Annotated in this window: 13 protein-coding genes, 1 other RNA gene and 1 pseudogene; 10 read left to right on the top strand and 5 right to left on the bottom strand. The window is 63.9% G+C overall.

What is annotated here, in order from left to right; translation table 11 throughout:
* Window positions 1-231: 231 nt before the first annotated feature.
* From pyrC to rnpB, 3 genes and pseudogenes are all read left to right on the top strand, one after another.
* Window positions 232-1,302 (top strand): dihydroorotase, encoded by a 1,071-nt coding sequence (gene pyrC, locus AB6809_RS21020; protein ID WP_029968247.1) that lies wholly within the window; start codon window positions 232-234, stop codon window positions 1,300-1,302.
* 18 nt (window positions 1,303-1,320) lie between these two features.
* A pseudogene (locus AB6809_RS21015) lies at window positions 1,321-2,187 on the top strand (DUF3025 domain-containing protein); the annotation flags it as partial.
* 87 nt (window positions 2,188-2,274) lie between these two features.
* Window positions 2,275-2,688: RNase P RNA component class A (gene rnpB / locus AB6809_RS21010), an RNA gene on the top strand.
* An 86-nt stretch (window positions 2,689-2,774) separates the two neighbouring features.
* On the opposite strand, the gene AB6809_RS21005 is transcribed toward rnpB, so the two are convergent.
* Window positions 2,775-3,197 (bottom strand): OsmC family protein, encoded by a 423-nt coding sequence (locus tag AB6809_RS21005; protein ID WP_029968243.1) that lies wholly within the window; start codon window positions 3,195-3,197, stop codon window positions 2,775-2,777.
* Window positions 3,198-3,840: 643 nt separating this feature from the next.
* Here AB6809_RS21005 and rplM point away from each other — a divergent pair.
* From rplM to erpA, 3 genes are all read left to right on the top strand, one after another.
* Window positions 3,841-4,269 (top strand): 50S ribosomal protein L13, encoded by a 429-nt coding sequence (rplM, locus tag AB6809_RS21000; RefSeq protein WP_020069304.1) that lies wholly within the window; start codon window positions 3,841-3,843, stop codon window positions 4,267-4,269.
* 11 nt (window positions 4,270-4,280) lie between these two features.
* On the top strand, window positions 4,281-4,673 hold the full coding sequence (rpsI, locus tag AB6809_RS20995) for a 30S ribosomal protein S9 (protein ID WP_007180423.1): 393 nt from the start codon (window positions 4,281-4,283) through the stop codon (window positions 4,671-4,673).
* A gap of 177 nt (window positions 4,674-4,850) precedes the next feature.
* Window positions 4,851-5,216: an iron-sulfur cluster insertion protein ErpA gene (erpA, locus tag AB6809_RS20990; protein ID WP_029968241.1), complete on the top strand. Its 366-nt coding sequence runs from the start codon at window positions 4,851-4,853 to the stop codon at window positions 5,214-5,216.
* A 100-nt stretch (window positions 5,217-5,316) separates the two neighbouring features.
* On the opposite strand, the gene AB6809_RS20985 is transcribed toward erpA, so the two are convergent.
* Entirely contained in the window at window positions 5,317-6,447 is a 1,131-nt protein-coding gene (locus AB6809_RS20985; RefSeq protein WP_029968240.1) for an anhydro-N-acetylmuramic acid kinase, read from the bottom strand.
* Window positions 6,448-6,697: 250 nt separating this feature from the next.
* Between AB6809_RS20985 and tyrS the strand changes: the two genes are divergently transcribed.
* The 3 genes from tyrS to AB6809_RS20970 all read left to right on the top strand — a co-directional run bounded on the left by tyrS (window position 6,698) and on the right by AB6809_RS20970 (window position 9,209).
* Window positions 6,698-7,951 carry a tyrosine--tRNA ligase gene (gene tyrS / locus AB6809_RS20980; protein ID WP_006049907.1) on the top strand — a complete coding sequence of 418 codons (1,254 nt, stop codon included), beginning with the start codon at window positions 6,698-6,700 and terminating at the stop codon, window positions 7,949-7,951.
* Window positions 7,952-8,000: 49 nt separating this feature from the next.
* Window positions 8,001-8,471: a D-aminoacyl-tRNA deacylase gene (dtd, locus tag AB6809_RS20975; protein ID WP_029968239.1), complete on the top strand. Its 471-nt coding sequence runs from the start codon at window positions 8,001-8,003 to the stop codon at window positions 8,469-8,471.
* A 66-nt stretch (window positions 8,472-8,537) separates the two neighbouring features.
* Complete coding sequence (locus AB6809_RS20970) at window positions 8,538-9,209, top strand: histidine phosphatase family protein (protein WP_029968237.1); 672 nt, start codon at window positions 8,538-8,540, stop codon at window positions 9,207-9,209.
* A 121-nt stretch (window positions 9,210-9,330) separates the two neighbouring features.
* On the opposite strand, the gene ruvB is transcribed toward AB6809_RS20970, so the two are convergent.
* The 3 genes from ruvB to ruvC all read right to left on the bottom strand — a co-directional run bounded on the left by ruvB (window position 9,331) and on the right by ruvC (window position 11,695).
* The gene (gene ruvB, locus AB6809_RS20965) at window positions 9,331-10,395 is read right to left on the bottom strand and encodes a Holliday junction branch migration DNA helicase RuvB (protein ID WP_006049910.1); all 1,065 of its coding nucleotides are present in this window, start codon (window positions 10,393-10,395) and stop codon (window positions 9,331-9,333) included.
* Window positions 10,396-10,516: 121 nt separating this feature from the next.
* Window positions 10,517-11,098 (bottom strand): Holliday junction branch migration protein RuvA, encoded by a 582-nt coding sequence (gene ruvA / locus AB6809_RS20960; protein ID WP_029968236.1) that lies wholly within the window; start codon window positions 11,096-11,098, stop codon window positions 10,517-10,519.
* Window positions 11,099-11,152: 54 nt separating this feature from the next.
* Window positions 11,153-11,695: a crossover junction endodeoxyribonuclease RuvC gene (ruvC, locus tag AB6809_RS20955; protein ID WP_007180437.1), complete on the bottom strand. Its 543-nt coding sequence runs from the start codon at window positions 11,693-11,695 to the stop codon at window positions 11,153-11,155.
* A 128-nt stretch (window positions 11,696-11,823) separates the two neighbouring features.
* Between ruvC and AB6809_RS20950 the strand changes: the two genes are divergently transcribed.
* Window positions 11,824-12,063, top strand: coding sequence for a hypothetical protein (locus AB6809_RS20950; protein WP_006049913.1), 240 nt, complete (start codon window positions 11,824-11,826; stop codon window positions 12,061-12,063).
* Window positions 12,064-12,089: the final 26 nt, after the last annotated feature.

Here is a 12,089-nt window from a genome sequence, read left to right as displayed (position 1 = left end):
CGGGGCGAGCCGTTACAATGATGATTTTCCAAGCATATCACCGAGCCACGAACGCCAAATTGCAAAATTGACGTGTGTTCAGGCCGCAACACGGCGGTTTGACCTCAGCGCCGGTGCATTGCTGGGGCGTTGTTCGCGCATCGCTCGCGCATCGTTCCGATTCGTCGTTGCGCCTTGTTCGGCTCTTATTCCGCTCCATTCGCTCCGTTCCGCTCTCGCTCTTCTCTCGCCATGACCGCTCCCAACGCTGCTTCCGCTTCTCTCGACTCCGTTACGCTCACCCGTCCTGACGACTGGCACCTGCACGTGCGCGACGGCGCCATGCTGGCGGCGGTGCTGCCGGATACGGCGCGCCAGTTCGGCCGCGCGATCATCATGCCGAACCTGAAGCCGCCGGTCACGACGACGGCGATGGCCCAGGCTTACCGCGAGCGGATCGTCGCCGCCATTCCGGCCGGCGCGCAGTTCGAGCCGCTGATGACGCTGTACCTGACCGACAACACGCCGCCCGATGAAATCCGCCGCGCGCGCGAAAGCGGCTTCGTGCACGGCGTGAAGCTCTATCCGGCGGGCGCAACGACGAACTCGGACGCGGGCGTGACCGACATCATGAAGTGCGCGAAAACGCTGGAAGTGATGCAGGAAACCGGCATGCCGCTGCTGGTGCACGGCGAAGTGACGGATTCGTCGATCGATCTGTTCGACCGCGAGAAGGTGTTCATCGACCGGGTCATGACGCCGCTGCGCCGCGAGTTTCCGGCGCTGAAGGTGGTGTTCGAGCACATCACCACGAAGGACGCCGTCGACTACATCCGCGAAGCCGGCGTCGCGCCGGAACTGCTGGGCGCGACGATCACCGCGCACCATCTGCTGTACAACCGCAACGCGATTTTCCAGGGCGGCATTCGCCCGCATTACTACTGCCTGCCGGTGCTCAAGCGTGAGACGCATCGGCTCGCGCTGGTCGAAGCGGCGACGTCGGGCAATCCGCGCTTCTTCCTCGGTACGGACAGCGCGCCGCATCCGAAGGGTTTGAAGGAACACGCTTGCGGCTGCGCGGGCTGCTATACGGCGCTGCATGCGCTCGAGTTGTACACCGAGGCTTTCGACAAAGCCGGCGCGCTCGACAAGCTCGAAGGCTTTGCAAGCTTCTACGGCGCGGATTTTTACGGTTTGCCGCGCAACGCGGGCAAGATTACGCTGCGTCGCGAGGAATGGACGTTGCCGGCGGAGTTGCCGGTCGGCGATACGCCGGTCGTGCCGCTGCGCGGCGGTGAATCGATTGGCTGGCGCCTGATCTGACGCGTGGGTGACGCGGAGATGGCGGAGCCCGAGGCGAGGCGCGAAACGGCGCCCGCAACGACTGAACCGGTACAACTCGACGTGAGCGCGCGCCACGACGAAGGCCGCGGCACCGGCAATGAAGCGCTCCCGCCAGGCGCGCGGTCGGGCTTCGCCGCAATCGACTGGTCGAAGCCTTGGTTCGCGCCGTTCGCCGAGCGCGGCCAACGCTGGCAGCGGGCCGCGCTCACGAGCTACGCCGCGTTGCTTGCCGAAATGAACGCCGACGCGTTGAAGGCGCGGCAAGTGACAGGCCGCGGCCAGCGGCTCGCGTTCATCGCGCAGGACGAGCTGCCGCCCGGCGCCGCCTACGAGGCGCACATTGCGTCCACCGGCTGCGTGCCGACGCGCCACAATCTGCACGACTTCTTCAACGCGTCGATGTGGTTTGCGTTTCCGCGCATCAAGGCGGCGCTGAACGCGCGGCAGTCGGCGGCCATCGACTTGCTCGGCGTCGGGCCGACGCGCGGCGGCGTGCGTGACGCACTGACGCTCTTCGACGAAAACGCGCTGCTGTTTGCTTGCGCCGATCCGCGCTTGAGCGCTGCGCTGCGTCAGTTCGACTGGCGCACGCTGTTGCTCCAGCGGCGCGACGCATGGGGCGCATCGGGCGCGAGTTGCGAGGTGCGCTGCTTCGGCCACGCGCTGCTCGAAAAGCTGATCGCGCCGTTCAAGGCGTGCACCGGGCACGCGTGGATTGTCGACGTGCCGCCAGCGTACTTCGAATGGGACGCCGCTTCGCGCGACGCGTGGCTCGACGAGGCGGTCAGCGCCGCGTTGCTGAATACGGAAGCGTTGACGAGCCGTATGTTTGCGCCGCTTCCGGTGCTGGGCATCCCCGGCTGGTGGCCGGAAAACGAGACGCCGGCCTTCTATGACGACACGTCTGTATTCCGCGCGGGCCGGCGTGCAGATGTTAAAATCGGCGCCAGCAAAGCAGGCCAGGCAGTCGCGGCCTCGGCGGCTTCGGCCAAAGAGGGCGAGGAAAGTCCGGACTCCACAGGGCAGGGTGATGGCTAACGGCCATCCGTGGCGACACGCGGAACAGGGCAACAGAAAGCAAACCGCCGATGGCCCGGCGCAAGCCGGGATCAGGTAAGGGTGAAACGGTGCGGTAAGAGCGCACCGCGGCTGCTGCAAGGCAGACCGGCACGGTAACCTCCACCCGGAGCAATTCCAAGTAGGCAGGCGCGCATCTTCGAGATGCAGGACGGGGCCCCCGTCTCGTCTGCGGGTAGGAAGCTTGAGCGCGTCAGCAATGGCGCGCCTAGAGGAATGGCTGCCACGCGCGTCGCGTCTTCGGACGTTGCGCGTGCACAGAATCCGGCTTATCGGCCTGCTTTGCCACCACACAAACAAATGCCGGCGTCTTTTAGGGACGCCGGCATTTTTGTTGATGCGGTCCGCGGGCCGCGGCACTCAGTTCCGCTGGTTCAGCTCGGCACGATCTCGAACGAGTGGGTCAGTTCGGCCGTCTTCGCGATCATGATCGACGCCGAGCAGTATTTGTCGTGCGACAGGTTGATCGCGCGCTCCACGGTCGCCGGATTCAGGTTCTTGCCCGTCACGGTGAAATGAAAGTGAATCTTCGTGAACACCTTCGGATCTTCGCTGGCGCGCTCGGCCTTCAGCGTCACCGAGCAGCCGGCGATTTCCTGACGGCTTTTCTTCAGGATCATGACGACGTCGTAGGCCGTGCAACCGCCCGTGCCGAGCAAGACCATTTCCATCGGACGCGGCGCGAGATTGCGGCCGCCGCCTTCGGGCGCGCCGTCCATCGCGACCAGGTGGCCGCTGCCCGTCTCGGCCGCGAACGCCATCCCGTCTTGCCCCATCCAGCTTACTTTGCATTCCATGCTGTGCTCCACCGCGCTTCGACTATCGAGACGGCATTGTAGCCCGGCGTTTCGGTGTCCGCCCGAGGCGACGTCGGCTGGAAATTATGCGCAATCGCCGCTTGTATGTTGCAGCGCGGCATGGACGGCGGCAGGGTGGAGTTCGAGGCGGGTTTAGGGGTTTTACTCTAGAGCGCGTCGTTCACTCAGGGCGGAGCAGTCGGCGGATGCCTTTATTTGCGAGGCCCACAACAAGCCGGGCCGTCGCCGCCGTCAAACCACATTATGAAAATCGATTTCGCAATGCAAATGTTCTTGCGTCGCACAAGGATGCTTCATATAATTGCCTCATCGGTTGCAGCAGTGCGCAACCTCCGCTGTCTCCTCCACCTCCTCCTTTGGTGGATTAAACCCGAACCGCTAGTTCGGGTTTTTTTTCGCCCGCGCCGGCCTGCATGACGTGCGCTCGCGGGAGCCAATATCAGGCGGCTCCCGCACCAAATCCCGCACGTTTTGACTTGACGTCACAAATTCCTTTATAATTCAGGGCTTTTCCGCATCCGCGCCCGCGGAGGAAGAACCAGGGAGAGCCTGCACGCGCCTCGATGCGCACACTACAAGCAGGAAAAAATACATTGGGCGCAGCAATTTTTTTGGATCGATCATGAAGACGTTTTCCGCAAAAGCCCATGAGGTTACGCGTGAATGGTACGTGATTGACGCGACGGATAAGGTTCTCGGGCGTGTCGCCAGCGAAGTGGCACACCGTCTTCGCGGCAAGCACAAGCCTGAATTCACTCCGCACGTCGACACCGGTGATTTCATCATCGTTATCAACGCCGGCAAGCTGAAGGTCACGGGCAACAAGGCTACTGACAAGAAGTACTACCGTCACTCGGGCTACCCGGGCGGTATCTATGAAACGACGTTCGGCAAGATGCAGGAACGCTTCCCGGGCCGCGCGCTCGAGAAAGCGGTCAAGGGCATGCTGCCGAAGGGCCCGCTCGGCTACGCGATGATCAAGAAGCTGAAGGTCTACGCTGAAGCAACGCATCCGCATTCGGCACAACAGCCGAAAGCGCTCGAGATCTAAGGGGAGCCCACATGATCGGTAACTGGAATTACGGCACGGGCCGCCGCAAGAGCGCCGTCGCACGCGTCTTCATCAAGGCTGGCAAGGGCGAGATCATTGTCAACGGCAAGCCTATCGCCGATTACTTCTCGCGCGAAACGTCGCTGATGATCGTGCGTCAGCCGCTGGAACTCACGAACCACGGCGTCACGTTCGACATCAAGGTCAACGTGAACGGTGGCGGTGAAACGGGTCAAGCCGGTGCGGTTCGCCACGGCATCACCCGCGCGCTGATGGACTACGACGCAACGCTGAAGCCGGAACTGTCGAAGGCTGGCTTCGTTACGCGTGACGCTCGTGAAGTCGAACGTAAGAAGGTCGGCTTCCACAAGGCACGTCGCCGGAAGCAATTCTCGAAGCGTTAATCGTTTCGGGTGCGAACCGGCTTATCGCTGGAACGCAGCAAAAGCCGCCAACGCTATCGCGAAGGCGGCTTTTTTTATGGTGGCGGCACCCTGTAAGAACCCATTGATTTTGTGGGCATCAGCACGATATTGAGATCAGCCCTACAATAGCGGTTAGAAGCTTTCTGGAGAGTTCGAATGAACGCAGTCACCGACACACCCGTGACCGAGATGCCCGCCCCCTTCGTTTTTACCGACGCAGCGGCTGACAAGGTCAAGCAACTGATCGAAGAAGAAGGCAATGCGGACCTGAAACTGCGCGTTTTCGTGCAGGGCGGCGGCTGCTCGGGCTTTCAATACGGCTTTACGTTCGACGAAGCCGTCAACGAAGACGACACCGTCATGAACAAGAGCGGCGTGCAATTGCTGATCGACTCGATGAGCTACCAGTACCTGGTTGGCGCTGAGATCGACTACAAGGACGACATCAACGGCGCCCAGTTCGTGATCAAGAATCCGAACGCAAGCACCACTTGCGGTTGCGGATCGTCGTTCTCGGTTTAAAGCCGGGGAGGCAGCGTATTGCATAAGAAACGGGGCTTCGGCCCCGTTCTTTTATTGGCGGCGCGGCAAAGCGAGAGCCTCCCTCCGCGCGAATCAACCCTCAGCGCGGATAAATCGCCCCCAGTACCCGCTCGGCGCTCGCGCCCGTCACGGCCGGCAAACTGCCCGGCAGGCGCGCCACGCAGCGCATCGCGAGCCACGCAAACGCGAGCGGCTCGACCTGGCTCGGCGGCACGCCGAGCGCGTCGGTGGTCATTACCGGCACGCCACTCGCGCCGCTATCGTCCAGCGCCTGCTGCAACGCCTTCATGATCTCCGGATTCCGCGCGCCGCCGCCGCATACGTAGACCGCTTTCACATCCGATGCATGCCGTTCAATCTCTCGCGCCACCGACACCGCGGTCAGCGCGACGAGCGTCGCCTGCACATCGGCGGGCGCGAGCCCCGCGAACGGCTGCAGCCTGGCGTCGAGCCACTCGGCGTTGAACAGATCGCGCCCGGTGCTCTTGGGCGGCTGTTGCGCGAAGAACGGCTCGTCCAGCAGTGCATTCAGCAGCGAGCGGTCGACCTGGCCGCTGGCCGCGAAATGACCGTTTTCGTCGAACGGCTTGCCGAGATGGCGTTGCGCCCATTCGTCGAGCAGCGCGTTTGCCGGCCCGCAATCGAAGCCGCGCACGCTGCCGGTCGCATTCAGAATCGTGATATTGCTGATCCCGCCAAGATTGCAGACCACGCGCGTTTCGTCCTTCGAGCCGAACACGGTTGCGTGAAACGCGGGCACGAGCGGCGCGCCCTGGCCGCCTGCGGCGACGTCGCGGCTGCGGAAATCGGCGATCACGTCGATATGCATCATTTCCGCGAGCAGCGCCGGGTTATTGATCTGCCGCGTATAGCCCTTTTCCGGCCGATGCCGCACCGTCTGCCCATGCACGCCGATCGCGCGTACCTCGGCGGCGGACACGTGGCAGCCGCGCAGCAGCTCGTGACAGCACACGGTATATCGCGTGGCGAGCGCGTTGGCGGCGAGCGCCTCGCGTTCGACCTCGTTTTCGCCCGGCTGTTGCAGCGCGAACAGCGCCTCGCGCAGGCCCGCCGCGAAACCGACGAACGCCTCGGCCAGCACCACGGGCGGCTTCCCCTCGGCGAACCGGACGGCCACGCCGTCCACGCCGTCCATGCTCGTGCCTGACATCAATCCAAAGTAGACGCCGTCTGCGGGCTCTTGCGCCACGTTGCTGCTCCTGTCGATGATGAGTTGCGGGTTCATTGCCGCCAGTCGGCCGCTGTTTCTGCCGCCTGTTGGCGAAGGTTGTAGCAGATTATCGGCGCAAGCGCGGTCGAAGATGAAGCGCGTCGCCATGCTTCGCTGGTCGTCCGGCTGCGAATGCCACGCGTATACAGGCGCTCGAGCCCGCTTCAGTGGGCGCGGCGGCGCGCATCTATGGGACAATCTGTTTTTTTCGCGACTTCAAGTTTCCAGCATGAGCACCGAGTCCAACAAGCCGAACCCCGCCGCCCCCGCTTTCCCGATCACCGACGAAGTCCGTCACGCGCTCGCCATTACCAAGCGCGGCGTCGACGAATTGCTGATCGAGGAAGAATTCGCGCAAAAACTCGCGAAGAGCGCGGCTACCGGCACGCCGCTGCGCATCAAGCTCGGGCTCGATCCGACCGCGCCGGACATCCACATCGGCCATACGGTCGTGCTGAACAAGATGCGCCAGTTGCAGGACCTCGGTCACACGGTGATTTTTCTGATCGGCGACTTCACGTCGCTGATCGGCGATCCGTCGGGCCGCAACGCCACGCGCCCGCCGCTCACGCGCGAGCAGATCGAATCGAACGCGAAGACGTATTTCGAACAGGCTGCGCTCGTGCTCGATCGCGAGAAGACCGAGATCCGCTACAACAGCGAATGGTCGATGCCGCTCGGCGCCGACGGCATGATCAAGCTCGCGTCGCGCTACACGGTGGCGCGCATTCTCGAGCGAGAAGATTTCACCAAGCGTTTCCAGAGCGGCGTGCCGATTTCGATCCACGAATTCCTGTACCCGTTGATGCAGGGCTACGACTCGGTCGCGCTCAACGCCGACCTCGAACTCGGCGGCACCGATCAGAAGTTCAACCTGCTCGTCGGCCGCGAACTGCAGAAGCAGTACGGCCAGGAGCAGCAATGCATTCTGACGATGCCGCTGCTGGAAGGCCTCGACGGCGTCGAAAAAATGTCGAAGTCGAAGAACAACTACATCGGCATCAGCGAAAAACCGACAGACATGTTCGGCAAGCTGATGAGCATTTCCGACACGCTGATGTGGCGTTACTTCGAACTGCTGTCGTTCCGTCCGATGGACGAGATCGCGGCGTTCAAGCGTGAAGCCGAGGCAGGCCGCAATCCGCGCGATTTCAAGGTGATGCTGGGCCAGGAAATCGTCGCGCGTTTTCATTCGCCGGCCGACGCCGAGCGCGCGCTCGAAGACTTCAACCACCGCGCGAAGGGCGGTGTGCCGGACGATATTCCGGCGGTCGCGCTCGCCGGCGCGCCGCTCGCGATCGGCCAGTTGCTCAAGCAGGCGAACCTCGTGCCGTCGACGAGCGAAGCGCTGCGCAATATCGAGCAGGGCGGCGTGAAAATCGACGGCGCGACCGTCTCGGACAAGGGCCTGAAAGTCGAGGCGGGCGAGTACGTCGTGCAGGTCGGCAAGCGCCGCTTTGCGCGCGTCACGCTGACCGCCTGACTATGGCCGCGCGTGCGATGAATCGTAGCGCACAGCCGGAGGCCGCCCGATGATCGCGTTGATCCAGCGCGTGCGGCGCGCCGAGGTGCGTGTCGTGGACGGTGACAACGAGCGCGTGACCGGCGCCATCGACGCGGGCCTGCTCGCGCTTGTCTGCGCGGAGCGCGGCGACACGCAAGCCGCGGCCGACCGGCTGCTGGCGAAGGTGCTCGGCTACCGCGTGTTCAGCGACGCCGCCGGCAAGATGAATCTGTCAGTGCAAAACGTGGACGGCGCGGGGCGCGCGGGCGGCCTGCTGCTGGTGTCGCAGTTCACGCTGGCCGCGGACACGAACAGCGGGCTGCGTCCGAGCTTCACGCCCGCCGCGCCGCCGGACGAGGGCAAGCGTCTGTTCGACTATTTCGTGTCGGCGGCGCGCGCGAAACATCCCATCGTCGAGACCGGCGAATTCGGCGCGGACATGCAGGTGTCGCTCGTCAACGACGGCCCCGTCACCTTCTGGCTGCAAACCAACGCCTGAACGTCGCGCGGTTCTTGCGACAATAGCGGCCTGGCACAACCGGCGAACAGCGCCCACTTCGATCCCATGACCACGCAGATCCTGTTTATCCGGCACGGCGAGACCGACTGGAATCGCATCAAGCGCATTCAAGGGCATATCGACATTCCGCTCGCCGAAGCGGGTCTCGCACAGGCGCAGAAACTGGCTCGCCGTATCGCCGATGACGTGAAGCACGGCGCGCGGCTCGACGCGATTTATTCGAGCGACCTGCAACGCGCGCGGCAAACCGCGCAGCCCATCGCCGACGCGCTCGGCTTGCCCGTGCAGTTGCGCGAAGGTTTGCGTGAGCGTTCGTACGGCGCGTTCCAGGGGCACGACAGCGACGAAATCGCCGCGCGTTTTCCCGACGAATACGCGCATTGGCAGACTCGCGATCCTGGCTTCGCGCCGCCCGAAGGCGAATCGCTGCGCGTGTTCTACCATCGCGTGCTGCATGCAATTGAGCCGCTTGTGGCCGCGCATCCGGGCGGCCGGATCGCCTGCGTCGCGCATGGCGGCGTGCTCGATTGCGTGCGCCGCTTCGCGTGCGGCTTGCCGCTCGATGCGCCGCGCGACTACCCGCTGTTGAACACGAGCGTGAACGTGGTCGATTACGACGACGGGCGCGCGACGGTGGTGTCGTGGGGCGATGTATCGCATCTCGACGCACCGAGCGCCGACGACAGTTTCAAGAAGGTGCCGGAACCGGGGCGGTAATCAGGCGCGGTATGCGCTGCGTTGCGCCGCCTGCGCGCAGGGCCATGCCGCACGCTGAACTGAACTCAGCCCTCACGCGGCTAAGCCGCACATCAACTGAACTCCCACACCCAATCCTCACTCAACTCGCAGCCGAATCCCACAACCCGGGCAACCCGCTCGACGCTTCCGGCGCCGCAAGCCCGAAGTGCCGGTAAGTGAGCAGTGTGGCCACGCGGCCGCGCGGCGTGCGTTGCAGGAAGCCTTGCTGAATCAGATACGGCTCGAGCACGTCTTCGATCGTGTCACGTTCCTCGCCGATCGCCGCCGCCAGGTTGTCGACGCCGACCGGTCCGCCGTCGAACTTGTGCAGGATCGCTTCGAGCAGCTTGCGGTCCATCAGATCGAAGCCGACCGCGTCGACGTCGAGCATGCGCAGCGCCGCGTCGGCCACTTCCGCGGTGATGTTGCCGTCGGCCTTGACCTCGGCGAAATCGCGCACGCGCCGCAGCAGCCGGTTGGCGATACGCGGCGTGCCGCGCGCGCGCTTCGCAATTTCAAATGCGCCGTCCGGATGAATCTGCGCATTCAGCAGCGAAGCCGAACGCGTGACGATGCGCGCGAGTTCTTCGGCGTTATAAAACTCGAGCCGCGCAACAATGCCGAAGCGATCGCGCAGCGGATTGGTCAGCATGCCCGCGCGCGTGGTCGCGCCGACCAGCGTGAACGGCTGCAAATCGAGCTTCACGCTGCGCGCGGCTGGCCCTTCGCCGATCATGATGTCTATCTGATAATCCTCGAGCGCGGGGTACAGGATTTCCTCGACGACCGGCGAGAGCCGGTGAATTTCGTCGATGAACAGTACGTCGTTGGCTTCGAGATTGGTGAGCAGCGCGGCGAGGTCGCCCGCGCGTTCGAGCACGGGTCCGGACGTCTGCCGCAGATTCACGCCCATTTCGCGCGCGATGATATGCGCGAGCGTGGTTTTGCCAAGACCCGGCGGCCCGAACAGCAATACGTGATCGAGCGATTCCGAGCGGCGCTTCGCGGCCTCGATAAAGATTTCGAGCTGGCCGCGCACCTTTTCCTGCCCGACATATTCTTCGAGCTGACGAGGGCGCAACGCGCGTTCGAACGCTTCCTCGTTCGGCGAGACGGGCGTGGCCGCGATGATGCGCTCGGCGGCGAGTTTGTCGGTTTCGATCATCCGGTCATTGTACCGCGCGAGGCGCGCGGCGAAACCCGGCCGAATGGCCAGGGTGCGCGGCTTCGCGAACTGTGGGACGCTTGCTGCATCGGTCGTGCGGCCCGCGCACTGTGAAAAAGCCTCAGGCCTTCGACAAGGCCTTCAACGCGAGCTTGATGCCTTCGGACACGCCCGTGCCGGCCGGCACGTTTTTGACTGCGGCGAGGGCTTCCTTCTCCGAGTAGCCCAACGCGAGCAGCGCATTGAGAATGTCCGACGCGTGATCGGATGCGGACACCGTGCCGGCCATCGCGCCCAGGTCGGCGCCGAGCTTGCCCTTCAACTCGAGCAGCAAGCGCTCGGCCGTCTTCTTGCCGATGCCCGGCACGCGCGTGAGGCGCGCGGCGTCCTGCAGCGTGACCGTCTGCGAGAGCTCGTGCACGCTCATGCCGGAGAGCACGGCGAGCGCCATGCGCGCGCCGATGCCGGAGATCTTCAGCAGCTCGCGGAAGGTCGAACGTTCCTCGGCGGTGCCGAAGCCGTACAACAGGTGCGCATCTTCGCGCACGATCATTTGCGTGAGCAGCACGACGCGCTCGCCAGTGGACGGCAGGTTGTAGAACGTGCTCATCGGCACGTCCACTTCATAACCGACGCCGTTGCAATCGACGAGCAGATGCGGCGGGTTTTTTTCCAGCAGAACGCCGGCAATGCGACCGATCATGGCGAGTTCGAACTTGTGAGAAAGGGCGAGTGTAGCGCAGCGCGTGCCGCGCACCTATCCCACCAGACGCCCGCGTCTGACCCGCAGCCCCTTCTTTGCAAGCGATGGCGCGATGCCGCCGAGCGTGCTCAACGTCGTGCCGCCGTGCGCGTGACAGATCGCCATGCCGAGCGCGTCGGCGGCGTCGGTGCCCGGCACGCCGGAAAGATTGAGCAGGCGCACGACCATCTGCTGCATCTGCTCCTTGGTCGCGCGGCCGTAGCCGACCACCGCCTGCTTCAACTGCAGCGCGGTGTATTCGGCAACCGGCACGCCGCCCGCGACGAGGCCGCAAATGGCCGCGCCGCGCGCCTGACCGAGCAGCAAGGTGGACTGCGGATTGACGTTGACGAACACTTTTTCGATCGCCGATTGATCCGGCGAGTGCTGGCGAATCAGCGTCGAAATGCCTTCGAAAATAGTGCCGAGGCGCGACGGCAGATCGGCGTCGGCGGTCTTGATAACGCCGCTCGCGACGTAGCTGAGCGTGTGTCCGCTTTGGTCGATCACGCCGAAGCCCGTCACGCGCAAGCCGGGGTCGATGCCAAGAATTCTCATGAAGTGCCGCACATGCGGTTAAAGCCAGGTGCCTGCGATACTACAACAGACGCGCCGCACGGCGGCCCGCAAAAGGCGGCGCGGGCGGAATAAAAACTGCTGCGTCTGTCGGAAGGAGGTGATCGGATATGCAGCGCTATGGAAACAGAAGCGGGACATCCGGCGTCGTGGCCTACGAAATCGGCGATAACTTTGTCGCTGCCCGCTTTAACTCGGGCACGACGTATTGGTACTCGAAAAAAAGCGTCGGCGTCAAACACGTCGCGGCGCTCAAGCGGCTCGCGAAACAGGGCGAGGGTCTCGGCACCTACATCAGTCAGCATCCGGAAGTCAGGGACGGCTACGAGCGCAAGGACCCACCGGACTGACGACTGACGACGCGTGACGAACGTCG

Source organism: Paraburkholderia sp. RCC_158, from assembly GCF_041355255.1.
Classification (GTDB): Bacteria; Pseudomonadota; Gammaproteobacteria; order Burkholderiales; family Burkholderiaceae; genus Paraburkholderia; species Paraburkholderia graminis.
Note: the sequence above shows the minus strand (reverse complement) of the source record. Positions and strands in the feature narration are given on the sequence as shown.

Excerpts from the sequence above, each read along its gene's own strand:
- erpA (WP_029968241.1), top strand. The coding sequence starts at position 4,851 with ATGAACGCAGTCACCGACACACCCGTGACCGAGATGCCCGCCCCCTTC.
- rplM (WP_020069304.1), top strand. The coding sequence starts at position 3,841 with ATGAAGACGTTTTCCGCAAAAGCCCATGAGGTTACGCGTGAATGGTAC.
- rpsI (WP_007180423.1), top strand. The coding sequence starts at position 4,281 with ATGATCGGTAACTGGAATTACGGCACGGGCCGCCGCAAGAGCGCCGTC.
- tyrS (WP_006049907.1), top strand. The coding sequence starts at position 6,698 with ATGAGCACCGAGTCCAACAAGCCGAACCCCGCCGCCCCCGCTTTCCCG.
- dtd (WP_029968239.1), top strand. The coding sequence starts at position 8,001 with ATGATCGCGTTGATCCAGCGCGTGCGGCGCGCCGAGGTGCGTGTCGTG.
- ruvB (WP_006049910.1), bottom strand. The coding sequence starts at position 10,395 with ATGATCGAAACCGACAAACTCGCCGCCGAGCGCATCATCGCGGCCACG.
- ruvA (WP_029968236.1), bottom strand. The coding sequence starts at position 11,098 with ATGATCGGTCGCATTGCCGGCGTTCTGCTGGAAAAAAACCCGCCGCAT.
- pyrC (WP_029968247.1), top strand. The coding sequence starts at position 232 with ATGACCGCTCCCAACGCTGCTTCCGCTTCTCTCGACTCCGTTACGCTC.
- AB6809_RS20970 (WP_029968237.1), top strand. The coding sequence starts at position 8,538 with ATGACCACGCAGATCCTGTTTATCCGGCACGGCGAGACCGACTGGAAT.
- AB6809_RS21005 (WP_029968243.1), bottom strand. The coding sequence starts at position 3,197 with ATGGAATGCAAAGTAAGCTGGATGGGGCAAGACGGGATGGCGTTCGCG.
- AB6809_RS20950 (WP_006049913.1), top strand. The coding sequence starts at position 11,824 with ATGCAGCGCTATGGAAACAGAAGCGGGACATCCGGCGTCGTGGCCTAC.
- ruvC (WP_007180437.1), bottom strand. The coding sequence starts at position 11,695 with ATGAGAATTCTTGGCATCGACCCCGGCTTGCGCGTGACGGGCTTCGGC.